Source organism: Curtobacterium sp. PhB78 (assembly GCF_003751685.1).
Taxonomy (GTDB): Bacteria; Actinomycetota; Actinomycetes; order Actinomycetales; family Microbacteriaceae; genus Curtobacterium.
Window position 1 is genome coordinate 206,125 of sequence record NZ_RKIA01000006.1, and the last position, 23,801, is coordinate 229,925.

Annotated in this window: 17 protein-coding genes and 1 tRNA gene; 14 read left to right on the forward strand and 4 right to left on the reverse strand. The window is 70.0% G+C overall.

Going from position 1 to position 23,801, the window contains the following annotated elements:
* Nucleotides 1–12: 12 nt before the first annotated feature.
* From EDF53_RS15275 to EDF53_RS15285, 3 genes are all read left to right on the forward strand, one after another.
* A tRNA-Leu gene (locus EDF53_RS15275) sits at nucleotides 13–94 on the forward strand.
* Nucleotides 95–129: 35 nt separating this feature from the next.
* Nucleotides 130–735, forward strand: coding sequence for an ANTAR domain-containing response regulator (locus EDF53_RS15280; protein WP_071291723.1), 606 nt, complete (start codon nucleotides 130–132; stop codon nucleotides 733–735).
* 276 nt (nucleotides 736–1,011) lie between these two features.
* Nucleotides 1,012–1,482 (forward strand): GNAT family N-acetyltransferase, encoded by a 471-nt coding sequence (locus EDF53_RS15285; protein WP_185021075.1) that lies wholly within the window; start codon nucleotides 1,012–1,014, stop codon nucleotides 1,480–1,482.
* 12 nt (nucleotides 1,483–1,494) lie between these two features.
* On the opposite strand, the gene EDF53_RS15290 is transcribed toward EDF53_RS15285, so the two are convergent.
* Nucleotides 1,495–1,869 (reverse strand): VOC family protein, encoded by a 375-nt coding sequence (locus EDF53_RS15290; protein WP_123294359.1) that lies wholly within the window; start codon nucleotides 1,867–1,869, stop codon nucleotides 1,495–1,497.
* Between the two features lie 46 nt (nucleotides 1,870–1,915).
* A complete protein-coding gene (locus EDF53_RS15295) occupies nucleotides 1,916–2,284 on the reverse strand; it encodes a PaaI family thioesterase (RefSeq protein WP_123294450.1) in 369 nt (122 codons plus the stop codon).
* A gap of 100 nt (nucleotides 2,285–2,384) precedes the next feature.
* On the opposite strand from EDF53_RS15295, the gene polA reads away from it, so the two are divergent.
* Entirely contained in the window at nucleotides 2,385–5,054 is a 2,670-nt protein-coding gene (gene polA, locus EDF53_RS15300) for a DNA polymerase I (protein WP_123294360.1), read from the forward strand.
* 85 nt (nucleotides 5,055–5,139) lie between these two features.
* Here the strand turns inward: polA and EDF53_RS15305 are convergent, their stop codons facing one another.
* Nucleotides 5,140–5,925 carry a VOC family protein gene (locus EDF53_RS15305; RefSeq protein ID WP_123294361.1) on the reverse strand — a complete coding sequence of 262 codons (786 nt, stop codon included), beginning with the start codon at nucleotides 5,923–5,925 and terminating at the stop codon, nucleotides 5,140–5,142.
* Nucleotides 5,926–6,014: 89 nt separating this feature from the next.
* Here EDF53_RS15305 and EDF53_RS15310 point away from each other — a divergent pair, with 89 nt between their 5' ends.
* The 6 genes from EDF53_RS15310 to EDF53_RS15335 all read left to right on the forward strand — a co-directional run bounded on the left by EDF53_RS15310 (nucleotide 6,015) and on the right by EDF53_RS15335 (nucleotide 13,822).
* Nucleotides 6,015–7,694: a DUF885 domain-containing protein gene (locus tag EDF53_RS15310; protein ID WP_123294362.1), complete on the forward strand. Its 1,680-nt coding sequence runs from the start codon at nucleotides 6,015–6,017 to the stop codon at nucleotides 7,692–7,694.
* A 161-nt stretch (nucleotides 7,695–7,855) separates the two neighbouring features.
* Complete coding sequence (gene rpsA, locus EDF53_RS15315) at nucleotides 7,856–9,334, forward strand: 30S ribosomal protein S1 (protein WP_111083948.1); 1,479 nt, start codon at nucleotides 7,856–7,858, stop codon at nucleotides 9,332–9,334.
* 91 nt (nucleotides 9,335–9,425) lie between these two features.
* Nucleotides 9,426–10,028, forward strand: a complete 603-nt coding sequence (gene coaE / locus EDF53_RS15320; RefSeq protein ID WP_123294363.1) for a dephospho-CoA kinase — start codon at nucleotides 9,426–9,428, stop codon at nucleotides 10,026–10,028.
* Nucleotides 10,025–11,068, forward strand: coding sequence for a BPSS1187 family protein (locus EDF53_RS15325; RefSeq protein WP_148058368.1), 1,044 nt, complete (start codon nucleotides 10,025–10,027; stop codon nucleotides 11,066–11,068). Before coaE ends, EDF53_RS15325 begins: the two co-directional genes overlap by 4 nt.
* 22 nt (nucleotides 11,069–11,090) lie before the next feature.
* Nucleotides 11,091–12,602 (forward strand): class I adenylate-forming enzyme family protein, encoded by a 1,512-nt coding sequence (locus tag EDF53_RS15330; RefSeq protein ID WP_123294365.1) that lies wholly within the window; start codon nucleotides 11,091–11,093, stop codon nucleotides 12,600–12,602.
* Nucleotides 12,599–13,822, forward strand: coding sequence for an acyltransferase (locus EDF53_RS15335; protein WP_123294366.1), 1,224 nt, complete (start codon nucleotides 12,599–12,601; stop codon nucleotides 13,820–13,822). Before EDF53_RS15330 ends, EDF53_RS15335 begins: the two co-directional genes overlap by 4 nt.
* A 289-nt stretch (nucleotides 13,823–14,111) precedes the next feature.
* Here the strand turns inward: EDF53_RS15335 and EDF53_RS15340 are convergent, their stop codons facing one another.
* Nucleotides 14,112–15,440, reverse strand: coding sequence for an MFS transporter (locus EDF53_RS15340; protein WP_123294367.1), 1,329 nt, complete (start codon nucleotides 15,438–15,440; stop codon nucleotides 14,112–14,114).
* Between the two features lie 193 nt (nucleotides 15,441–15,633).
* Between EDF53_RS15340 and uvrB the strand changes: the two genes are divergently transcribed.
* Genes uvrB through uvrC form a run of 4 tightly spaced genes read left to right on the forward strand, consistent with a single transcriptional unit; the run spans nucleotide 15,634 to nucleotide 23,783 of the window.
* Nucleotides 15,634–17,706 carry an excinuclease ABC subunit UvrB gene (gene uvrB, locus EDF53_RS15345; protein WP_111084166.1) on the forward strand — a complete coding sequence of 691 codons (2,073 nt, stop codon included), beginning with the start codon at nucleotides 15,634–15,636 and terminating at the stop codon, nucleotides 17,704–17,706.
* On the forward strand, nucleotides 17,696–18,613 hold the full coding sequence (locus tag EDF53_RS15350) for an SDR family NAD(P)-dependent oxidoreductase (RefSeq protein WP_123294368.1): 918 nt from the start codon (nucleotides 17,696–17,698) through the stop codon (nucleotides 18,611–18,613). Before uvrB ends, EDF53_RS15350 begins: the two co-directional genes overlap by 11 nt.
* Before the next feature lie 49 nt (nucleotides 18,614–18,662).
* Nucleotides 18,663–21,689, forward strand: a complete 3,027-nt coding sequence (uvrA, locus tag EDF53_RS15355) for an excinuclease ABC subunit UvrA (protein WP_243698094.1) — start codon at nucleotides 18,663–18,665, stop codon at nucleotides 21,687–21,689.
* The gene (gene uvrC, locus EDF53_RS15360; RefSeq protein ID WP_123294369.1) at nucleotides 21,690–23,783 is read left to right on the forward strand and encodes an excinuclease ABC subunit UvrC; all 2,094 of its coding nucleotides are present in this window, start codon (nucleotides 21,690–21,692) and stop codon (nucleotides 23,781–23,783) included.
* The last annotated feature ends 18 nt before the right edge of the window (nucleotides 23,784–23,801 follow it).

Here is a 23,801-nt window from a genome sequence, read left to right on the forward strand (position 1 = left end):
CCTGGAGGCCTCGCGAGTGTGGTGGAATCGGCAGACACGGGGCACTCAAAATGCTCTGCCTCACGGCGTGCGGGTTCAAGTCCCGCCACTCGTACAACGCAACATCCGGCGTCTAGTAGGCTTGCGGCTGTGAGTGACACAGAAGCAACTGCAACAGCACCGCGCCGCGTCGTCGTCGCCGAGGACGAGTCGCTCATCCGCCTCGACATCGTCGAGATCCTCCGCGACAACGGGTTCGACGTGGTGGGCGAGGCCGGCGACGGCGAGACCGCCGTGCAGCTCGCCACCGACCTCCGTCCCGACCTCGTCGTGATGGACGTCAAGATGCCCCAGCTCGACGGTATCTCCGCAGCCGAGAAGCTGTCCAAGAACCACATCGCTCCGGTGGTCCTCCTCACGGCGTTCAGCCAGAAGGACCTCGTCGAGCGTGCCACCGAGGCCGGCGCGCTGGCCTACGTGGTCAAGCCGTTCACCCCGAACGACCTGCTCCCCGCGATCGAGATCGCCCTCTCGCGGTACCAGCAGATCATCACGCTCGAGGCCGAGGTCGCCGACCTGGTCGAGCGCTTCGAGACCCGCAAGCTCGTCGACCGCGCCAAGGGCCTGCTCAACGAGAAGATGGGCCTCACCGAGCCCGAGGCGTTCCGCTGGATCCAGAAGGCCTCGATGGACCGCCGCCTGACGATGCACGACGTCGCCAAGGCGATCATCGAGCAGCTCAGCGCCAAGAAGTAGCACCACCCGTCGCTCACACCAGCGCCGTCGGACCCCGGTCCGGCGGCGCTGCTGCGTTCCCGGGCGCGTGGGGCGCTCGGTGCGTGTGCATGTTGCGACACGACACCGGTCGATCGACGCGCGTTCTGTCGCAGTGTGCGAACGCATCTTGTGCGTGTGCATGTTGCGACACGACACCGGTCGATCGACGCGTGTTCTGTCGGAGTGTGCGGACGCATGCACTCGCGGCCACGGGCGCGTGGGGCGGTGGAGGTGACCACCTGGCAGGCTGGAGCCATGGACGACGTGGTGATCCGGGCCTCCCGGCCTGACGACATGCCAGCGGTGGCCGACCTGCGGTGGCGGTGGAGTGTCGGCGAGGGCGGCGCCGAGCCGGCCGCGACGCCGGACGACTACCGCGCGGCCATGACAGCCTTCGCACTCGAAATCCCGGACACGCACCGGTGCGTGGTCGCGGAGCGCGACGGTGCGGTGCTCGGCATGGCGTGGCTCGGACTCGTCGCCCGGCCGCCGACCCCGGACCGGCCGGGGCGACGCCTGACCGCCGACGTGCAGACCGTCTACGTGCACCCCGACCTGCGCGGGCTCGGCGTCGCCGGACGACTCGTCACCGCGCTGCTCGACATCGCGGACGACCTCGGTGTCGAGCGGACCTCGGTGCACTCGAGCGTCGACGGGGAGCGGCTCTACCGGCGGCTCGGCTTCGGCGACGCACGGCTGCTGCTGCAGCGTCCGCCCGAGGACTGAGCGCTCGGCGCCTCAGCCGCGCGCGGGCAACTGCTGGAGTGTCCAAGCGTTGCCGTCCGGGTCGGTGAAGAAGACGAAGCGACCCCAGGCCAGTTCGTCGACACCGATCGCGTTCACGCCGAGCCCCTGCAGGTGGGCGAGGGCCTCGTCGGCGTCGGGGACCACCACCTGGACGGACTTCAGCGACCCGGGCTGGACGTCGGGGGACATGATGCCCTCGCCGAACGCGATCGAGCACGCCGACCCGGGCGGGGTGGCCTGCACGAACCGTACGTCGTCGGACACACGCTGGTCGTGGTCGATCGTGAAGCCGATGCGTTCGTAGAACTCGCGGGCCCGGTCGACGTCGCTGACGGGGACCATGACGAGTTCGATCTTCCAGTCCATGGCGGACTCCCTGCGTGCGTGCGAGGGGTTCAGCGCTGTTCGCAGTTCAGCGTGCCTCGCGGATGAGGTTGGTGATGCGGACGGTGGAGCAGCGGCGCCCCTGGTCGTCGGTGAGCACGATCTCGTGCGTGGTGAGCGTGTTGCCGAGGTGGATCGCGGTGCAGACACCGGTGACGGTGCCGGACGTGGCGCTCTGGGTGTGCGAGGCGTTCAGCTCGATGCCGACGGCGTAGCGGCCCTCGCCGGCGTGCACGTTGGCGGCCATCGAACCGAGGCTCTCGGCGAGGACGACGTAGGCGCCCCCGTGCAGCAGGCCGACCGGTTGACGGTTGCCCTCGACCGGGATGCTGCCGACAGCGCGGTCGGCCGACATCTCGGTGATGACCATGCCCATCTTGTCGGCGAGCTCGCCCATCCCGCGGGCAGCGAGCCGCTCGTCGACGTTCCCGGTGATGGTGGCTTCGTCGGTCACGCGCTCGAACTCCCGTGTCGGATGGCGTCGGTAGGCTGTCCGGGTGTCGGACTCCGCAAAGCCTACCCTCATGGTCATCGACGGCCACTCGCTCGCCTTCCGGGCCTTCTACGCCCTGCCGGTCGACAGTTTCGTGAACCGCGACGGGCAGCACACGAACGCCATCCACGGCTTCATCTCGATGCTGCTCATGCTCCTGCAGCGCGAGAAGCCGACGCACTTGGCGGTGGCGTTCGACATCTCCCGGTTCTCGTTCCGCACCCGTGAGTACGAGGCGTACAAGGGCACCCGCTCCGAGACCCCGGCCGAGTTCAAGGGGCAGATCCCGCTGCTGCAACAGGCGCTCGAGGCGATGGGCATCACGACGGTGACGAAGGAGGACTACGAGGCTGACGACATCCTCGCGACCCTGTCGTCCCAGGGTGCTGCGCAGGGTTACCAGGTGTACGTCGTCTCCGGCGACCGCGACGCCATCCAGCTCGTCAACGACGACGTGACACTCCTGTACCCGTCGGTCCGTGGCGTCTCCGAGCTCACCCGGTACGACCGCGACAAGGTGTACGAGCGCTACGGCATCGAGCCGCACCAGTACCCGGACATCGCCGCGCTCGTCGGCGAGACCAGCGACAACCTGATCGGCATCGACAAGGTCGGCGAGAAGACCGCGGTCAAGTGGGTCACGCAGTACGGCTCGCTCGAGGGGGTCCTCGAACACGCCGACGAGATCAAGGGCGTCGTCGGCAACAACCTGCGCGAGCAGCAGGACCGTGCCGTCCGCAACCGCCGACTGAACCGCCTGGTCACCGACGTCGAACTGCCCGTCGGTCCGGCCGACGTCGCGCTGCGGCCCCTCGACGAGACCGCCGTGCGCGAGCTGTTCGCCAAGCTGCAGTTCCGCACGCTGCTCGACCGCGTCTTCAAGGTCGCCGGCTCCGGCGAACCGTCCGAGCAGCCGGCCGAGGGCGGGGTGACCGACGGCGCCGCGACCCCGCCGTCGGTGAAGACCCTGATCGACGAGGAACTCGGGTACTGGCTCGAGCGCCGCAACGCGTCCGAGGCGGCGAACGGCTACGGCGTCGCGGTCGAGGTCATCGACGGCCGACTCAGCACCATCGGCATCGCCACCCACGACGACGCCGTCCAGGTGCCCGGTGGCAGCGGTGCGAAGGACTACGAGCAGCTGTCGGCCTGGTTCGCCTCCGACGCCCCGAAGCACTTCCACGACGCCAAGACCGCGATCAAGGTGCTCGCGACCGCGGGCTTCGTCGTGAACGGCATCGCCGGCGACGCCCGCATCACGGGGTGGCTCGCCCAGCCCGGCAAGCAGGGGCAGCCCCTGGCCGACCTCGTCTACCAGGAGCTCGGCGAAGAGCTCCCCACGGCCGACCCGAACCAGCTCGTGCCGGAGACCGACCCGGTGAACGTCGGCGTGCACGCCTGGTTCGTCCTGCGGGTCACCACGGCGCTCCGTGCCCGGATCGACGAGTCGTCGCTCAAGGTCCTCGACGACATCGAGCTCCCGCTGGTGTCGGTGCTCGCGAGCATGGAGACGATCGGTGTCGGCATCGACCGCCCGGTGCTCACGGGGCTGTCGAAGGAACTGGGGGAGCGTGCCGCCGACCTGGCGCAGCAGGCGTTCGCCGAGATCGGGCACGAGGTGAACCTCGGTTCCCCGAAGCAGCTGCAGGAAGTCCTGTTCACCGAGCTCGCGATGCCCAAGACCCGCAAGACGAAGACCGGGTTCTCGACCGACGCCGCGAGCCTGGCCGACCTGCAGGAGCAGCACCCGCACCCGTTCCTCGGCCTGCTGCTGCAGCACCGCGACGCCACGAAGCTCCGCCAGATCGTCGACACGCTCGACGCGGCGATCGTCGACGGGCGCATCCACACCCGGTACGAGCAGACCGGCAGCAGCACCGGCCGCATCTCGTCGACCGACCCGAACCTGCAGAACATCCCGGTGAAGACCGCGGTCGGACGCCGGGTCCGGTCGGCGTTCGCCGTCGCGGAGCCGTACACGACGCTCATCACGGCCGACTACTCGCAGATCGAGATGCGCATCATGGCGCACCTGTCCGGCGACCCCGGTCTCATCCAGGCCTTCAACGAGGGCGAGGACCTGCACCGCTTCGTCGGCGCCCGCGTGTTCGGCGTCGAGCCGGCCGAGGTCTCCGCCGAGATGCGCACCAAGGTCAAGGCGATGTCGTACGGCCTGGCCTACGGGCTGAGCGCGTTCGGGCTGTCGAAGCAGCTCCGCATCGAGCAGTCCGAGGCCCGGACGCTCATGACCGAGTACTTCGCCCGCTTCGGCGCCGTGCGCGACTACCTGCGCAACGTCGTCGAGCAGGCGCGCGAGGACGGCTACACCGAGACGATCTTCGGTCGTCGCCGGCCGTTCCCGGACCTGAAGAGCCCGAACCGCGTCCTGCGCGAGAACGCCGAGCGCGCCGCGTTGAACGCGCCGATCCAGGGCTCGGCGGCCGACATCATGAAGATCGCGATGCTCGGCGTCGACCAGGACCTGCGCGACGGCGGACTCGAGTCGCACCTGCTGCTCCAGGTGCACGACGAGCTCATCCTCGAGGTCGCGCCCGGCGAACAGGACCGCGTCGAGGAGATCCTCCGCACCCGGATGGGCAACGCCGCCGAACTCACCGTGCCGCTCGACGTCTCGGTCGGTCTCGGCGCGAACTGGGAGAGCGCGGCGCACTGACCGCGGGTCGCGACGCGACCACAGAACGGACGGGAGGCCCGGTGCCAGCTGGCACCGGGCCTCCCGTCCGTTCGTGGCCGGGACCTCAGGCCGGCATCGCGACGACGCCGAACACCTCGCCCTGGGGGCCGAGCACGATCGCCGAGCGCCCGAACGGGCTGTCGAACGGTTCCATCAGGGCGGTCCCGCCCCGCTGGACGGCCAAGTCGACGGTCCCGTCGGTGTCGTCCGAGCCGAACCACGTCAACCAGTACGCCGGGACGCCCTCCGGCAGGCCGCCTGGTGGCGCGAAGACGCCGGCGACCGGGTCGGCCTCGGCGGGCGCTCCGGGCAGCTTCGCCGAGGCGTAGGGCTCCGACGGATCGCCGAACACGTCGTACGACCAGCCGAACAGGGCCGTGTAGAAGGCCTTCGCCGCCTCGGCGTCGCGCGTGTGCACCTCGGCCCAGCACGGAGCACCGGGCTCGTTGACCCGACCGGAGCCGTCGTGCGCCCCTGCCTGCCAAAGTCCCACGACCGCACCCGTCGGGTCGGCGGCGATCGCCATCCGACCGGCATCGAGCACGTCGAACGCGGGTGTCAGGACGCTGCCGCCTGCGGTGATGACGCGAGCGGTGATGGCATAGACGTCGTCGGTGGCGAGGTACGCCGTCCAGCTCGGTGGCTGTCCCTCGCCCGTGAGCGGACCGATCCCGGCGACCGGGCGGCCACCGAGGAGCGCCGTGACGTACCCACCGGCCTCGGCGGGGCCGTCCTCGACGTGCCACCCGAACACGTCCGTGTAGAAGGTGCGGGCCGCGTCCACGTCGGGCACACCCAGGTCGGACCAGCAGGGCGTGCCCTCGGTCCAGCGACCATCGTGTTCGGACATGCAACATCCTTTCCTCTGACCGGACGGTCCCGGTGGCCACGATCCTAGGACCGCTGTCCGTCGTCCGAGCCGGTCGATAGGGTCGGAGCATGAGCGAAGAGCGTCCCGTCCGCCAGCAGACCGCCGTCGACCACGTGGCCGAGGGATGGGTCGCCACCCTCGTCGACCTCGACCCGACGACGGCCACGTACATCGGTGTGCCGGGTCGCACGGGGGAGTACGGCGACACCTCGCCCGCCGGCGCGGCCGCCCTGGCCGACGCGGCACGGGCCGCGAAGCGCACGCTCGACGCTGCGGTCGCGGTGGACCCCGTCGACGAGGTCACGAAGGCGGACCTCGGCGCCGAACTCGACCTGGTGCAGGAGTCGTACGCGCGGAAGCTGCACCTCCGCGACCTCAACGTGATCGCGAGCCCGGCCCAGTCGGTCCGCGAGATCATCGACCTGATGCCGACGGCGACCGAGTCGGACTGGCACGACGTCGCCAGCCGACTGCACGCGCTGCCGGACGCGCTCGAGGGCATCCGCGAGACCCTGCTCGAGGGCACGCGCGAGGACGTGACCCCGGCGAAGCGGCAGGTCGCCCTGGTCGCGGAACAGGCCGCCCGCAACGGTGCCGAGGACGGCTTCTTCCGCCGGCTCGCCGAGGGTGCGGCGTTCGACGACGGCTCTCCCGTGCCGGACTCGCTCCGTGCCGAGCTGACCCGTGGGGCCGAGGTCGCCTCGGCCGCGTACCGGAGCCTCGGGCAGTTCCTCGAGCACGAGCTGCTGCCGCTCGCCACCCCGGTCGACGCCGTCGGGCGCGAGGCCTACGAGCTGCACTCCCGCCGGTTCCTCGGTGCCGTCGTCGACCTCGACGAGACGTACGAGTGGGGCCTTGAGGAACTCGCCCGCATGCGCGACGAGCAGGAGCGGATCGCGGACCGGATCGAGCCGGGTGCGAGCGTGGCCCGGGCGATCGAGGTGCTGGACACCGACCCGTCGCGGATCCTGCACGGCACGGACGCCCTGCAGCGCTGGATGCAGGAGACGAGCGACGCCTCCGTCGCGGCGATGGCCGGCACGTACTTCGACATCCCGGACCCGATCCGCCGGCTGGAGTGCCGCATCGCCCCGACGCAGGAGGGCGGCATCTACTACAGCGGGCCGTCCGACGACTTCTCGCGCGCTGGCCGGATGTGGTGGTCGGTGCCCGAGGGCGTCACCGAGTTCGGCACCTGGCGCGAGAAGACGACCGTCTACCACGAGGGCGTCCCCGGCCACCACCTGCAGATCAGCCAGGGCGTCTACAACCGCGGTGAGCTGAACACGTGGCGTCGCCAGCTGTCCGGCTCGTCCGGGCACGTCGAGGGCTGGGCGCTCTACGCCGAGCGCCTGATGGAGCAGCTCGGGTTCCTCGACGACGACGGCGACCGGCTTGGCATGCTCGACGGCCAGCGCATGCGTGCCGCGCGCGTGGTGCTCGACATCGGCGTGCACCTGCAGAAGACCAACCCGGACGGCGGCGGCTGGACGTGGGAGTACGCCCTCGACTTCATGCGCGAGAACGTGAACATGGACGACGCGTTCGTGCAGTTCGAGGTCGCGCGGTACTTCGGGTGGCCAGGACAGGCGCCGTCGTACAAGGTGGGCCAGCGCGTGTGGGAGTCGATCCGCGACGAGGTTGCCGCCCGCGAAGGCGCCGACTTCGACCTGAAGTCGTTCCACCGTCGCGCGCTCGCCCTCGGCAGCATCGGTCTCGACACGCTGCGGAGCGCGCTGCTCGGCTGACGCGCGGGTGACACGCCCGGTTGTGGGGGCTCCGCCGGTGCGGTTAGACTTGTGCGGCGCAATCCGCGCCACTCAATCAATCGCCACGGCGGAGCACCACGGGGGTCTTCGACTCCCCGCACGCCACGGCCCGACTCATGTCCGTTCGGAGCAATCTCTACATGACAACCACTACGACCAAGGCTCCTAAGCAGGTCGCCATCAACGACATCGGTTCGGCTGATGACTTCCTGGCCGAGGTCGAGAAGACCCTGAAGTTCTTCAACGACGGTGATCTCATCTCCGGCACCGTCGTGAAGATCGACCGCGACGAGGTCCTCCTCGACGTCGGTTACAAGACCGAGGGCGTCATCCCCTCGCGCGAGCTCTCGATCAAGCACGACGTCGACCCCAACGAGGTCGTCAAGGTCGGCGACGAGGTCGAGGCCCTGGTCCTCCAGAAGGAGGACAAGGAAGGCCGCCTCATCCTGTCCAAGAAGCGTGCGCAGTACGAGCGCGCATGGGGCGACGTCGAGAAGATCAAGGAGTCCGACGGCGTCGTGACCGGCACGGTCATCGAGGTCGTCAAGGGTGGCCTGATCGTCGACATCGGTCTCCGCGGCTTCCTCCCCGCCTCGCTCATCGAGCTCCGTCGCGTCCGCGACCTCACGCCGTACCTCGGCCAGGAGATCGAGGCGAAGATCCTCGAGCTCGACAAGAACCGCAACAACGTGGTCCTGTCGCGCCGTGCGCTCCTCGAGCAGACGCAGTCCGAGTCCCGGACCACGTTCCTCAACAACCTGCACAAGGGCCAGGTCCGCAAGGGCATCGTGTCCTCGATCGTCAACTTCGGTGCGTTCGTGGACCTCGGCGGAGTCGACGGTCTCGTCCACGTCTCCGAGCTCAGCTGGAAGCACATCGAGCACGCCAGCGAGGTCGTCGAGGTCGGTCAGGAAGTCACCGTCGAGATCCTCGAGGTCGACCTGGACCGTGAGCGCGTGTCGCTCTCGCTCAAGGCGACGCAGGAGGACCCGTGGCAGGTCTTCGCCCGCACCCACGCGATCGGTCAGATCGCACCGGGCAAGGTCACGAAGCTCGTCCCGTTCGGTGCCTTCGTCCGCGTTGCCGACGGCATCGAGGGCCTGGTGCACATCTCCGAGCTCTCGAACAAGCACGTCGAGCTCGCCGAGCAGGTCGTCTCGGTCAACGACGAGGTCTTCGTCAAGATCATCGACATCGACCTCGACCGTCGCCGCATCTCGCTCAGCCTCAAGCAGGCGAACGAGGGCGTGGACCCCGAGGGCACCGAGTTCGACCCGGCGCTCTACGGCATGCCGACCGAGTACGACGACAAGGGTGACTACAAGTACCCGGACGGCTTCGACCCGGAGACGAACGAGTGGCTCGAGGGCTACGACACCCAGCGCACCGAGTGGGAGGGCCAGTACGCGGCCGCCCAGGGTCGTTGGGAAGCCCACAAGGCGCAGGTCGCGAAGACCATCGCCGACGAGGAAAAGGGTGGCTTCGACCTCCCGGCCGGCGCATCGACGTCGTCCGCTTCCTCTTCGTCGTCGTTCTCGAGCGAGACCGGTGGTGCAAGCCCCCTCGCCGACGACGCTTCGCTGGCGGCGCTCCGCGAGAAGCTCAGCTCGACCAACTGATCGAGCGAGTCGCACTGACCGGAAGCCCGGCATCCCCCAGGGGGTGCCGGGCTTCCGGCGTTTCCACGCTGCGGGTCGTTAGCCTGTCGCAGTGCGCATCATCGGTCTCACGGGCGGCATCGCCGCGGGCAAGTCGACGGTCTCCAAGCGGTGGGCGGAGCACGGCGGCATCGTCGTCGATGCCGACCGGCTGGCACGGGACGCCGTCGCACCCGGCAGCCCCGGGCTCGCGCAGGTCGCCGAGCGCTTCGGTCATTCGGTGATCGCGGCCGACGGCTCGCTCGACCGTCCCGCGCTCGGAGCGATCGTGTTCTCCGACCCGGCGGCACGCAAGGACCTCGAGGCGATCACCCACCCCGAGGTCTGGCGGCTCGCCCAGCGTGCCTTCGACGCGGCCGAGGCCGCCGACCCGGACGCGGTCGTCGTGTACGACGTACCCCTGCTCGCCGAGGCCCGCGGATCCCGCCCGCTCCGGTTCGATGCGGTCGTGGTCGTCGACGCCCCCGCTGCGCAGCGCATCGAGCGGCTGGTGGAGCACCGTGCCATGGAACGCGACGAGGCCGAGCGCCGGGTGGCCGCACAGGCGAGCGACGCCGACCGACTCGCCCTCGCCGACCACGTCGTCGACGCGACGGGCACCCTCGACCAGACGATCCGATCGGCCGACGAGGTGTGGTCGCGGATCACCTCGTGAAGCACCGTCTGCTGCTCGTCCTCGCCGCGATCGTGCTCGTCGCGATCGGCGGCGGTGCGCTGGTGGCAGCGAACCTGCTCGGTGCGCAGCGCATCGAGGACGAGGGCCGCGTCCCCACGATCGACCGCTCGCACGCCGACGAGCCACCGTCGGGCGATGAGCGCGGACCCGAGGGGGAGTTCCACCGCTTCCGGCTCGGCACCGTGGGCGGCGAGCGGCTCACCCCGAACCGCGACGACTTCGCCGCCCGCACCTCGGCCGACGGCCCTCTACTGCTGTTCCTGCCCGCGACGAGGTCCCGCCCGGCGGAGTACCAGCGGTTCCTCGGGCAGGCCCTGGCGGACGGGTACCACGTGCTCGGGCTGGACTACTGGAACCTCGGTCGCACCCTGTCCGGCACGTGCGAGGCCGACGCCCGCTGCTACGGCATGGTGCAGCGCAACCGGTTCGACGGCACCCGTCAGTCCGAGTTCAGTTCGGTGACGCCCGCCGGGTCGATCGTGTCGCGCTTCCGTGACGCGGTGGCCTACCTCGACGACCACGACCCCGACGGCGGGTGGGGCCGCTTCGTGCAGGGCGACGACGACATCGCCTGGCAGGACATCGTCGTGGCCGGGCACTCCCAGGGCGGCGGCGAGGCGGCGTACATCGCCCACATCCGGTCCGTCCGCGGGGCACTGATGTTCTCGTCGCCCGTCGAGTCACGGGGTCCGTCGCACGCGGCGTGGATGAACCGCCCCGGCAAGACCCCCGTCGCCCGGATGTACGCCGTCGACGACGTCCGCGACACCTTCGGCCCGCGGATCACCGGGTCGTGGCGGGTGCTCGGGATCGACGGCGTCGACGGCCCCTTCCGGACGGACACCGATCCTCCGCTCGCCGGCGCGGACCCGCACGCGATCCTGACCGACGTCCGGGGCCGGGGGAAGGCGCACTCGTTCATCATCAAGGACTCCACGCCGCTCGGACCGGACGGGGAACCCCGGATGACCGCGCTCTGGCAGTGGATGCTGCACCGGTTCCCCTCTGACGGCTCATAGGCTCGCGCAATAGCCTCTGCTGGTGCAGCCCGTCGACGGAGAACCCGACCTGCGCTCGCTCATCCGCGACCGCGCGGCGGAGAGCCCCGAGCGCCCCTACCTGGAGGACGCCCGTTCTGCGCGCGTCCTGACCTACCGAGCGCTCGAGGACGCCGTGACCACCTGGTCCGCGACGTTCGACGCCATCGGCGTGCCCGCCTCCGGAGCCGTCCTCGTCGACGTCGGCGACCCCCTCGCGTTCGCCGTGGTGCACCTGACCGCCGTGGCGACCGGGCGCCGCGCCGTCCCGGTGGACACCGGACAGCCGGCGACCGAGCCGGGCCGTCTCGCAGACCTGATCGGCGGGGCCTCGATCGTGGTGTCGGACCGCGCCGTGGACGGGACCGTCCCCGGAGTGCCCGCCAGCGGGATCGACGCGGCCACGTTCCTCCCGGCCGCCGTCCGTGACGGTGACGTGCCCACGCAGAGTCCGGACGCACCGGGCGAGGGGTCCGTGGTGCTCTTCACCTCCGGGTCGACCGGCGCTCCGAAGGGCGTCGAGCTGCCGGAGTCGCAGCTGCTGTTCGTCGCGCGGGCGGTCGCGCGGCACAACGGGTTGACCGGCCGCGACCGCGGGTTCAACTCGCTGCCGCTGTTCCACGTCAACGCCGAGGTCGTCGGCCTGTTGGCGACGCTCGTCGCCGGGGCAACGCTCGTGCTCGACGTGCGCTTCCGGCGGACCGGGTTCTGGGAACTGCTCGCCGAGCGGCGCATCACCTGGCTGAACGCGGTGCCGGCGATCCTCGCCGTGCTCGCGAAGACCGGGCCGTTGGACTTCCCGGAGGGCCTCCGGTTCGTCCGGAGTGCTTCGGCACCGCTGCCCGACCCGGTGCGCACGGCACTCGGGGACGTCCCGCTCGTCGTGAGCTGGGGGATGACCGAAGGTGCGTCGCAGATCACCGCGACACCGCTGGACGCGCCCGCTCGCCCCGGGACCGTCGGCGTGACCGTCGGGTCCGAGGTGCAGGCACGCGGCGAGGACGGCGCCGCCCTGCCCGCCGACGAGGTCGGTGCACTGTGGGTGCGCGGCCCGGGGATCGTCGGGCGCTACCTGTTCGGACGCGCGGCGGACCGCTTCGACTCCGACGGCTGGCTGAGCACGGGAGATGTGGGGTCCGTCGCTGCGGACGGCTGGGTCTCGCTCGCCGGACGCTCCGACGACGTCATCAACCGTGGCGGCGAGAAGGTCTACCCCTCCGAGGTCGAGGACGTCCTGCTCGGCGATCCCCGGGTGCTCGAAGCCGTGGTGGTCGGGCGGCCGGACGACGTGCTCGGGGCCGTCCCGGTGGCGTACGTGATCCTGCAGCAGGACGCAGCGGACGCAGCCGACGCAGCGGACGCCGCTGCGCTCGTCGCCGACCTGACCGCGCGCGCCGAGGCCCACCTGACCCGCTTCCGCCGCCCCGTCGAGATCATCGTGGTCCCCGACCTGCCGCGCGCGCCCACCGGCAAGGTGCAGCGGGCGAAGGTGCGGACGATGGCGCAGCCGTCGTGACCGGCGCTCAGCCGCAGCCACGGGCCCAGCCGCAGCCGCAGCCGCAGGCCCAGCCACAGCCACAGCCGCAGGTCCAGACCCCGACCCGCACCGCGGCGGGCAAGCCACGCCACCTGTACGAGGTCGACGTCCTCCGGATCCTGACCTTCGCCTGCGTCATCGGCGTGCACACCACCAGCCACACCGCCGCCTCCGACGACGTCGGCCTGAACGCGCTGCTCGCCCTGCTGCACTTCACCCGGCTCGTCTTCTTCTCGCTGACGGCGTTCGTGCTCGTCTACAGCTACACGCTGCGACCGCGGCCGATGGCGCAGTTCTGGCCGAAGCGGTTCCTGCTCGTCGGGGTGCCGTACCTGGCGTGGTCGTTCGTGTACGTCGGCTCGAGCTGGCTCCTCAGCAGCACCCGTCGGGGCGACGTGCCCGACCTGGTGCGCACCCTCGCCGAGGGCATCGTCACCGGCTCGTCCTGGTACCACCTGTACTTCCTGCTCGTGACCATGCAGGTGTACCTGCTGTTACCGGTCATCGTGTGGCTGGTCCGGAAGACCCGTGGGCACCACGTCACGACGCTCGTCGTGGCGCTGGTGGTGCAGCTCGTCGTGTTCGCCGGCTACAAGTACTTCCCGGCGAGCGACGCCTGGCTGCACGGCTACCAGAAGCAGTTCTTCTTCTCGTACGTGTTCTTCATCGTCTCCGGGGCGATCGCCGCCGACCACGCCGACGCGTTCCTCCGGTTCATCCGGGTGCACCGCCGGGCCGTGCTCTGGGCGTTCGCCGGCGTCGGCGCGCTGACGCTCGGCGTCTGGGCGCTCCAGGTCGCCGTCGGCCAGTCGCTCTACGCCGCCGGCACGCCACTGCAACCGATCGAGGCCGTGTGGAGCACCGCGGTGTTCGTGGGCTTCCTGGCGATCGGTGCGCGCTGGGCGGATCGTCGGCGCCCCGGCAGCTCGGTCGCGCGCTTCGTCGACTACGCCTCGGACCGGTCGTTCGGGATCTTCCTGAGCCACCCGTTCCTGATCTGGATCCTGCTCTACGGCGACAGCTGGCTCGAGGCCGTGGTGCCGCGGCCGTGGCTGACGCTCGTCACGTACCTGCTCGTGGTGGTGCTGTCCGTGGCGGTCACCGAGGCGTTCCGGTGGACCCCGCTGAGCGTGCCGCTCACCGGCCGGCCGTCGCTCGCGTCCCGCGCCCAGCGTCAGGCGCGCGCCACCCGGCGCTGACCTGTCCGTTCCGGGCGTCCCTGGTCGGTTCTTCCGATCAGGTACGCCCGTTCCTGCTCGCTGTGCGCGGTGTCGGATCCGCCTCGGGGCGGTGGACGCGCTGCGCGGCGGACGGGAGGCGCGGGTCGGCCTGGACCCGGGCCTCCCGTCCGCCTCGTGGGACCACCAGGGCCCCGCGCACGCCCGGTGCGTCCCGTTGCGGGCAGTGGAATCGGGCGTACCTGGTCGTTCCTCGCGACCAGGTACGCCCGATTCGGCACGGCGTGCCGCTGACAGCGCGCGTCGCGGGTCAGACGGTGCGCTGCTCGGCGGCGGGGGTGCCGATCTCGAGGACACCGTTCGTCGACGTGAGCCGCTGCGGCTTCATGAACCACGCGACGACCGCCGCGGCGCCGAGCAGCACGCACGACAGGGCGAACGGCAGCTGCCAGCCGGACGCGTCGATGAGCAGCCCGAAGACGATCGGGGAGACCACGCCGGCGATGCCGAAGCCGGTGTTCATGAAGCCGGACGCGGTGCCGGACCACTGCGGGGCGACGTCCATCGGGATCGCCCAGAGGTTCGCGTTGCAGAGCTCCAGGAAGAAGAACGACAGCGCGAGCGAGATCGTCGCGACGAGCAGGCCCTGCCCGATGACGAGCGGGATGAGGCAGACGAGCGACCCGCCGAGTCCGATCACCAGGACGGTCCGGCGGGCGTTCCGGGTGTTGCCGCCGCGGTGGATGATCCGGTCGCTGAGCATGCCGCCGACCGTGTCCCCGACGACGCCGGCGAGCAGGATGAGCGTGGTGAACAGCGCGAAGTCGCCGATCTCGAGCCCGTAGGTCGAGCTGAGGAACGTCGGCAGCCACGTGAGGAACACCCAGAGGGTCCAGCCGTAGCCGAAGTCGACGAAGGTCACCGGCAGGATCTGCCGCGCCATCTGCCGCCACGGCACCGGCGGACGGGTCGCACGCGTCTCGACGGGCGGGAGCTCGTCGATCTCGACCTGCGTGATGCCCTTCGTGGACTCGGGCTTGTCGCGGAACCAGACGAACCAGACGATGCCCCAGGCGAAAGACAGGACGGCCGTGGCGAAGAACGCCCACCGCCAGCTGCCCGTCGAACCGATCACCCAGGCGACGAGCAGCGGGGCCAGCGCGTTGCCGAGCCGGGCCGCGGAGTGCACGACGCCCTGCGCGAAGCCGTTGCGGTCGCGGGGGATCCAGCGGGTCATGGCCTGGGTCGCGGTCGGGAACGCCGCGGCCTCGCTGAGCCCGAGGAGCGCCCGGGCCGCGAACAGGGTCCAGAAGCCGACCGCGAAGCCGGTCCACAGTGTCGCGACGCCCCACACCACGGTGATGACGAAGAGGGCCTTGCGCGGTCCGAACTTCTCGCTGATCGTGCCGCCGAAGACCTGCAGCAGCGCGTAGGGCAGTGAGAACGCGGACACGATCAGGCCCGCGGTGGCCTCGTTGAAGCCGAACTCCTCGGTGATGTGCGGCAGCGCCGTCGAGATGTTCGTCCGGTCGATGTACGAGATCGCGTACATGAAGCAGAGCAGGAGGAGCACTCGTCCGCGGATGCGTCCGCGGAACGGGGTGCCCTTCGTCGGTGCGGCGGGGGTCGCCGTCGTCATGGGGCCTCTTCGGGTGTGGCTCGTGCTGGCTCGTCGGGGACGTGCGGAGCGATCGGGTTGCTGAACGGACCGGACGCTATGCCCGCTGGTTATCAGCGGACTTGGAGGCTGCTTGGCGAGGACGATACGCCCAGGGCGAGCAGGGGCGCCGGTGTCAGGGGTGCCGACTACCGTTGAGGCCATGGGTGTTGCGATCGAACCGACCCGAGCGGTACGTCCGTTCGAGGTCATCAGCGAGTACACGCCGAGTGGCGACCAGCCAGCGGCAATCGCCGAGCTCGCCGGGCGCATCAACGCCGGTGAGACCGACGTCGTGCTGCTCGGTGCGACCGGTACGGGCAAGTCGGCGACGACCGCCTGGCTCATCGAGCAGGTGCAGCGGCCGACGCTCGTGCTCGCGCACAACAAGACCCTCGCCGCGCAGTTGGCGAACGAGTTCCGCAGTCTGATGCCGAACAACGCGGTCGAGTACTTCGTGTCGTACTACGACTACTACCAGCCCGAGGCGTACGTCCCGCAGACGGACACCTTCATCGAGAAGGACTCCTCGGTCAACGCCGAGGTCGAGCGGCTCCGGCACTCGACGACCAACTCGCTGCTCAGCCGGCGCGACGTCGTCGTGGTGTCGACGGTGTCCTGCATCTACGGCCTCGGCACACCCGAGCAGTACATGAACGCCTCGGTGGCACTGCACGTCGGGCAGACGATCTCGCGCGACCAGCTCGTGCGCAAGTTCGTCTCGATGCAGTACCAGCGCAACGACGTCGACTTCGCCCGTGGCACCTTCCGCGTGCGCGGCGACACCATCGAGATCATCCCGATGTACGAAGAGCACGCCATCCGGATCGAGATGTTCGGCGACGAGGTCGAAGCGCTCTCGTCGCTGCACCCGCTGACGGGCAACGTGATCAACGACCTGCCCGCCGTGTCGATCTTCCCGGCGTCGCACTACGTCGCCGACACCGACGTCATGCACCGCGCCATCGTCGACATCAAGGCGGAGCTCGCCGAGCGCCTGGCCGAGCTCGAGGGACAGGGCAAGCTGCTCGAGGCCCAGCGGCTCCGCATGCGCACCACGTTCGACATCGAGATGATGGAGCAGATCGGCTTCTGCTCGGGCATCGAGAACTACTCGCGGCACATGGACGGCCGCGTCGCGGGCGAGGCACCGCACTGCCTCATCGACTACTTCCCCGACGACTTCCTCATCGTCATCGACGAGTCGCACGTCACCGTGCCGCAGATCGGCGCGATGTACGAAGGCGACGCCTCGCGCAAGCGCACCCTGGTCGACCACGGGTTCCGGCTGCCGAGCGCCCTCGACAACCGTCCGCTGCGGTTCGAGGAGTTCCTCGACCGCGTCGGGCAGAAGGTCTTCCTGTCGGCGACGCCCGGTCGGTACGAGCTCGGCATCACTGACAGCGTCGTCGAGCAGATCATCCGTCCGACCGGCCTGGTCGACCCCGAGATCGTGGTGAAGCCGAGCGACGGCCAGATCGACGACCTGCTCGAGGAGATCAAGCAGCGCGTCGACAAGGACGAGCGCGTGCTCGTCACGACCCTGACGAAGCGCATGGCGGAAGAGTTGACCGACTTCCTCGGCAACGCCGGTGTGCGGGTGCGGTACCTGCACTCCGACGTCGACACGCTCAAGCGCGTCGAGCTCCTGACCGAACTGCGACAGGGCGTCTACGACGTGCTCGTCGGCATCAACCTGCTGCGAGAAGGCCTCGACCTACCCGAGGTGTCCCTGGTGGCCATCCTCGACGCCGACAAGGAAGGCTTCCTGCGGTCGTCCACGTCGCTCATCCAGACGATCGGTCGCGCGGCCCGCAACGTGTCGGGCCAGGTGCTCATGTACGCCGACAAGATGACCGACTCGATGAAGACCGCGATCGAGGAGACCGATCGTCGTCGCGAGAAGCAGGTCGCGTACAACCTGGAGCGCGGCATCGACCCGCAGCCGCTCCGCAAGAAGATCGCCGACATCACCGAGGTGCTGCAGCGCGAGAACGACGACACCAAGGCGCTGCTGCAGGGTCGTCCCGGTGCCGACGGTCGCCGCTCGCCCACGCCCAACCTGAAGCGCGGCGGCATCGCGGGCGAGGGCGCGACCCAGCTCGAGGCGACGATCGGCGACCTCAACGACCAGATGCTGCAGGCCGCGGCCGAGCTGAAGTTCGAGCTCGCCGCGCGACTCCGCGACGAGGTGCAGGACCTGAAGAAGGCGCTGCGGCAGATGGAGTCGGCCGGGCATGTCAGCTGACGGTCGTCGCACGGTCGTCGTAACCGGGGCGAGCGCGGGCCTCGGGTACCACGCGGCAGAGCAGCTGGCCGCGTCGGGGCACCGGGTCGTGCTCGCCACCCGCGACCGGGGTCGGGCCGCAGCGGCGGAGCAGAGCATCCGGCGGCACGTGGACGGGGCGTCGTTGGCGCACGTCCACCTCGATCTCGCCGACCTCGACTCCGTCCGTGTCGCCGCCGACGAGCTCGCGGCCCTCGAACCGGACGGCGTCGACGCGATCGTGAACAACGCCGGCGTCGTCGGGGCCTCGACCCCGAGCGCCACCGCACAGGACACCGAGCTGCAGATCGGCACGAACCACCTGGGGCACTTCGCCTGGACGGCGCTGACGATGCCGCTGCTCGAACAGCGTGGCGGTCGCGTCGTGCACCTCGGGTCGATCGCACACCGGTGGGCCAGCCTCGACACGGGCGACCCGTTCCGCGTCGGCCACTACTCCAGCTACCGGCAGTACGGCCGCAGCAAGCTCGCGGTGATGCTGTTCGGCTTCGAACTCGCCCAGCGGTTGGCGGATGCGGGTTCGTCCGTCGCCAGCGTGGTCGCGCACCCCGGGCTGTCGCTCGACGCGCTCTCGCCGGAGCGCCCGGACGTCGCACCGTCGCGCCCGGAACCCGCGTGGACTCGTCCGGCGCAGCGGCTGTACGCCCAGGGCAAGGACGCCGGTGCCGAGCCCCTCGTGCACGCTGCGGTCGCCGCGGACGTGCGCTCGGGGGAGTACTGGGGACCGGCCGGGTGGATGCAGCTGCGCGGACCCGCAGCCGTGGTCCGTGCCGAGCCGCGCGCCCACGACCGGACCGCCGCTGCGCGTCTCTGGACGGCCAGCGAGCGTCGTTCCGGGGCCGCGTTCGCTCTCGACGCACTCGTCTGACCACCGACTCGCGGGCGGATGTCGGACCCCTTTCGTAGAATCGACGGCGATGACAATCACCTCTGACCGCGGCACCGCGACCTCGGGCCGGAACGCCTTCGGCGAGCCGACCGACCCCCACCTCCCCGGCGTGACCGTCCCGACCGGCTCCTCGACGCTCAGCGTCCGCGGGGCCCGGGTGCACAACCTCCGGAACGTCGACCTCGAGATCCCCCGTGACTCCCTCGTGGTGTTCACCGGCCTGTCCGGATCCGGCAAGTCGTCGCTGGCCTTCGACACGATCTTCGCCGAGGGCCAGCGACGCTACGTCGAGTCCCTGTCCGCGTACGCCAGGCAGTTCCTCGGCCAGGTCGACCGGCCCGACGTCGACTTCATCGAAGGGCTGTCGCCCGCGGTGTCGATCGACCAGAAGTCGACGAACCGCAACCCGCGGTCGACGGTGGGCACGATCACCGAGGTCTACGACTACATGCGTCTGCTCTGGGCGCGCATCGGGGTGCCGCACTGCCCGACGTGCGGCGAGGTCATCAGCAAGCAGACCGTGCAGCAGATCGCCGACCAGCTCATGGAGTTCGAGTCCGGCACGCGCTTCCAGGTGCTCGCCCCGGTCATCTCCAAGAAGAAGGGCGAGTTCGTCGACCTCTTCCAGGAACTCGCGGCGTCCGGCTACGCCCGCGCGATCGTCGACGGTGAGCGCATCCAGCTCAGCGAACCGCCGAAGCTCAAGAAGCAGGTCAAGCACGACATCTCGGTGATCGTCGACCGTCTGGTGTCGAACGAGGACATCCTCGGTCGGCTCACCGACTCGCTCGAGACGGCACTGCGCCTGACCGGTGGCACCGTCGGCATCGACCTGGTCGACCACGACGGACCCGGCGCCGTGCGCACCTACTCCGAGAACCTGTCCTGCCCGAACAACCACCCGCTCGCGCTGACCGAGATCGAGCCCCGCACGTTCTCGTTCAACGCGCCGTTCGGCGCCTGCCCGGAGTGCTCCGGGCTCGGCACGCGCATGTCGGTGGACCCGGACCTGGTGCTCGGCGACCCCGATGCCTCGCTGCGCGACGGCGTCCTGCTGCCCTGGACCGGAGCGAGCGGGCTGTACTCGTACTTCGAGAAGCTCCTCGCCGGCCTCGGCAAGGACCTCGGGTTCACGCTCGACACCCCGTGGAGCCAGCTCGACGCCTCGGTGCAGGCCGCGATCCTGACGGGCAAGGACTTCCAGGTGTCGGTCTCCTGGCGCAACCGCTTCGGCCGCGAGATGCGCTACACCAGCGGGTTCGAGGGCGTCATGCCCTACATCGAGCGCAAGTTCGCCGAGGCCGAGTCGGACTCGCAGCGCCAGCGCTTCCAGGGCTACCTGCGCGAGGTCCCGTGCCCGGTGTGCGAGGGCACACGCCTCAAGCCCGAGGTCCTGGCGGTCACGGTCGACGGCCGCAGCATCGCCGACGTCACCGACATGTCCCTCGACAACGCGTACGCGTTCATGGACACCCTGACGCTCACCGACCGCGAAGCGCACATCGCCGCGGCGGTCCTGCGCGAGATCCGGGCGCGCCTCGAGTTCCTGCTCGAGGTCGGCCTGAACTACCTGACCCTGGCGCGCGGCGCCGGCGGGCTCTCCGGTGGCGAAGCACAGCGCATCCGTCTCGCGACGCAGATCGGGTCCGGCCTGACCGGCGTGCTGTACGTGCTCGACGAGCCGAGCATCGGGCTGCACCAGCGGGACAACCGCCGCCTCATCGACACCCTGGTCAAGCTCAAGGACCTCGGCAACACGTTGATCGTCGTCGAGCACGACGAGGACACCATCCGCACGGCCGACTGGGTCGTCGACATCGGCCCCGGGGCCGGTGTCAACGGCGGCAACGTCGTGCACTCGGGCTCGTACGAGGGCATCATCGCGAACCGCGAGTCGGTGACGGGGGACTACCTCGCCGGCCGTCGTGCGATCGAGGTCCCCGCCGAGCGTCGCAAGGTCAACCTGAAGCGCACCATCAGCGTGCAGGGCGCACGGGCGAACAACCTCAAGACGATCGACGCCGACTTCCCGCTCGGGGTGTTCACCGCGGTGACCGGCGTGAGCGGGTCGGGCAAGTCCACCCTGGTCAACGACATCCTGTACAAGGTGCTCGCGAACCAGCTCAACGGCGCCCGGCACATCGCCGGCAAGCACACCCGCGTCAAGGGCCTCGACCAGCTGGACAAGGTCGTGCACGTCGACCAGGCCCCGATCGGCCGCACACCGCGGTCGAACCCGGCGACCTACACGGGCGTGTTCGACCGGATCCGTCAGCTGTTCGCCGAGACACCCGAGGCGAAGACCCGTGGCTACCAGCCCGGTCGGTTCAGCTTCAACGTCAAGGGCGGCCGGTGCGAGAACTGCTCCGGCGACGGCACGATCAAGATCGAGATGAACTTCCTGCCCGACGTCTACGTCGCGTGCGAGGTCTGCGGCGGCGCGCGCTACAACCGCGAGACGCTCCAGGTCCACTACAAGGGCAAGAGCATCTCCGAGGTCCTGGACATGCCGATCAGCGAGGCGGCCGAGTTCTTCGAACCGATCTCCGCGATCCACCGGTACATGGCGACGCTCGTCGACGTGGGCCTCGGGTACGTCCGTCTGGGTCAGAGCGCGACCACGCTCTCCGGCGGCGAGGCGCAGCGCGTCAAGCTCGCCACCGAGCTGCAGCGCCGCTCGAACGGCCGCACCGTGTACGTGCTCGACGAGCCGACGACGGGTCTGCACTTCGAGGACGTCCGCAAGCTGCTCATCGTGCTGCAGAGCCTGGTCGACAAGGGCAACACCGTCATCACGATCGAGCACAACCTCGACGTGATCAAGTCGGCCGACTGGGTCATCGACATGGGCCCAGAGGGTGGCGCCGGCGGCGGTACGGTGCTCGCGACCGGCACCCCGGAGCACGTGGCGGACGTGCCGGAGAGCTTCACGGGCGTCTTCCTGCGGGAGATCTTCGACGCACAGGACGCCCGGGTCGGCAAGCAGCAGGCGGTGGAGGCCCGCACGGCGAGCCGACCGGGCAAGTCGACCAAGCAGAAGGCGGGTGCACGGTAGGTGGCGGACACCGTTCCGTGGCGCCCGAAGGCGGGGGAGATCCCGACCGACCCGGGCGTCTACCGATGGCGTGACGAGGCAGGCCGGGTGCTCTACGTCGGCAAGGCGAAGAACCTCCGCGCCCGGCTGAGCAACTACTTCGCACCGCTGCCGACGCTGCACGAACGCACCCGGCGGATGGTGCTGACGGCCCGCAGCGTCGAGTGGACGACGGTCGGCTCCGAGATCGAGGCACTGCAGCTCGAGTACACCTGGATCAAGGAGTTCGACCCGCCGTTCAACGTCAAGTTCCGTGACGACAAGTCGTACCCGTACATGGCGATCACCATGGCGGACGAGGCCCCACGGGTGATGGTCACGCGGAACCGGAAGATCAAGGGCGCGAAGTACTTCGGGCCGTACCCGAAGATCTGGGCGGTGCACGACACCATCGACCTGATGATCAAGGTGTTCCCGATCCGCACCTGCTCGGACTCCTCGTACAAGCGCGCGATGCAGACGGGCAAGCCCTGCTTCCCCGGGCAGATCGGCAAGTGCGGCGGTCCGTGCTCGCAGCGCGTCACCATCGAGGAGCACCGTGCGCTCGTCGAGGAGTTCGTGCGGTTCATGAACAGCTACGACCGCCGGGTGATCACCGAGCTGCGCCAGCGTATGGGCGCATCGGCCGACGCCATGCAGTACGAACAGGCCGCGAAGTTCCGCGACCAGGTCGAGGCGCTCGAGGCCGTGCTCGAGAAGTCCGCCGTGGTGCTCCGCGACTCGGTGGACCTCGACCTGTTCGGCATCGCCGAGGACGAACTCGCCGCTGCCGTCCAGCTGTTCTCGGTCCGTGGCGGGCGCATCCGCGGTGTCCGCGGGTGGGTCGTCGACAAGGAGCTCGACATCTCGACCGGTGACCTGGTCGAGCAGATCGTGCAGGGCGTCTACGCCGACAACGAGCTCACGCCGGCCGCCGTCGCCGAGGAACCCCCGCGCGAGGTCGTGGTGCCGACCCTGCCCGAGGACGCCGACGCACTGCAGCAGTGGCTCAGCGAACGACGGGGCGGCCGCGGCACGAAGCTCAGCACGGCGCAACGCGGTGACCGTGCCGGCCTGGCCCGCACTGCCGCGCAGAACGCCGCCCAGGCGCTGATGCTCTACAAGACGAAGCGGTCCGCCGACTACACGACGCGCTCCGCGGCCCTCGCCGACATCCAGGACGCCCTCGGCATGACCGAGGCCCCGCTCCGCATGGAGTGCTACGACATCTCGCACCTGCAGGGCACGAACGTCGTGGCGTCGATGGTGGTGTTCGAGGACGGCCTGCCCCGCAAGGACCAGTACCGCCGCTACACGATCGCCGAGACCACCGACGACACCGACAGCATGTACCAGGTGCTCACGCGGCGTCTGGCGCGCCTCGACGAGGACGCGGACCTGCCGGACGTCCCCGACGTGACGAGCGCCGAGGTGGTCGAGGGCTCCAAGCCCTCGAAGCGGTTCGCCTACCGCCCGCAACTGCTCATCGTCGACGGCGGACAACCCCAGGTGCAGGCCGCCAAGCGCGCGCTGGACGAAGCCGGGGTGCAGGACATCGCGCTGGTCGGCATCGCGAAGCGTCTCGAGGAGCTCTGGCTGCCCGACGACGACTTCCCGGTGATCATGCCGCGCAACTCCGAGGCGCTCTTCCTCATCCAGCGCATCCGCGACGAGGCGCACCGGTTCGCGATCACGCACCAGCGCACCCGCCGCAAGCGCGACGTGCGGTCCCGGCTGTCGGAGATCCCCGGGCTCGGGCCGTCGCGGGTGAACGCGCTGCTCAAGCACTTCGGGTCCGTGGCACGGCTGCGCGAGGCCACGGCCGACGAGATCAGCGAGGTCAACGGTGTCGGTCCGGCGACCGCCGCGGCGGTCGTCACGAAGCTGCAGCAGACCCCGACGAGCGCGCCGGCCACCAGCACGGCGAGCCCGACGAGCGCGCCGGACGCCGAGACGGTCCCGACAGAAACCGCGGACCCGGCGGACCCAGCGGACCCCGCGGACGCTGCGCCGCTCCCAGGAGGCCCGGTGCGGGTCCCCGACGTGACCCACGACGGTCCGCAGCTGCCCACGTGACGCATCCCGTGCCTCCCG

Coding starts and splice junctions, on each gene's coding strand:
- EDF53_RS15285 (WP_185021075.1), top strand. CDS start 1,012: ATGGACGACGTGGTGATCCGGGCCTCCCGGCCTGACGACATGCCAGCG.
- EDF53_RS15290 (WP_123294359.1), bottom strand. CDS start 1,869: ATGGACTGGAAGATCGAACTCGTCATGGTCCCCGTCAGCGACGTCGAC.
- EDF53_RS15295 (WP_123294450.1), bottom strand. CDS start 2,284: ATGGGCGAGCTCGCCGACAAGATGGGCATGGTCATCACCGAGATGTCG.
- EDF53_RS15305 (WP_123294361.1), bottom strand. CDS start 5,925: ATGTCCGAACACGATGGTCGCTGGACCGAGGGCACGCCCTGCTGGTCC.
- EDF53_RS15310 (WP_123294362.1), top strand. CDS start 6,015: ATGAGCGAAGAGCGTCCCGTCCGCCAGCAGACCGCCGTCGACCACGTG.
- rpsA (WP_111083948.1), top strand. CDS start 7,856: ATGACAACCACTACGACCAAGGCTCCTAAGCAGGTCGCCATCAACGAC.
- EDF53_RS15340 (WP_123294367.1), bottom strand. CDS start 15,440: ATGACGACGGCGACCCCCGCCGCACCGACGAAGGGCACCCCGTTCCGC.
- EDF53_RS15350 (WP_123294368.1), top strand. CDS start 17,696: ATGTCAGCTGACGGTCGTCGCACGGTCGTCGTAACCGGGGCGAGCGCG.
- uvrA (WP_243698094.1), top strand. CDS start 18,663: ATGACAATCACCTCTGACCGCGGCACCGCGACCTCGGGCCGGAACGCC.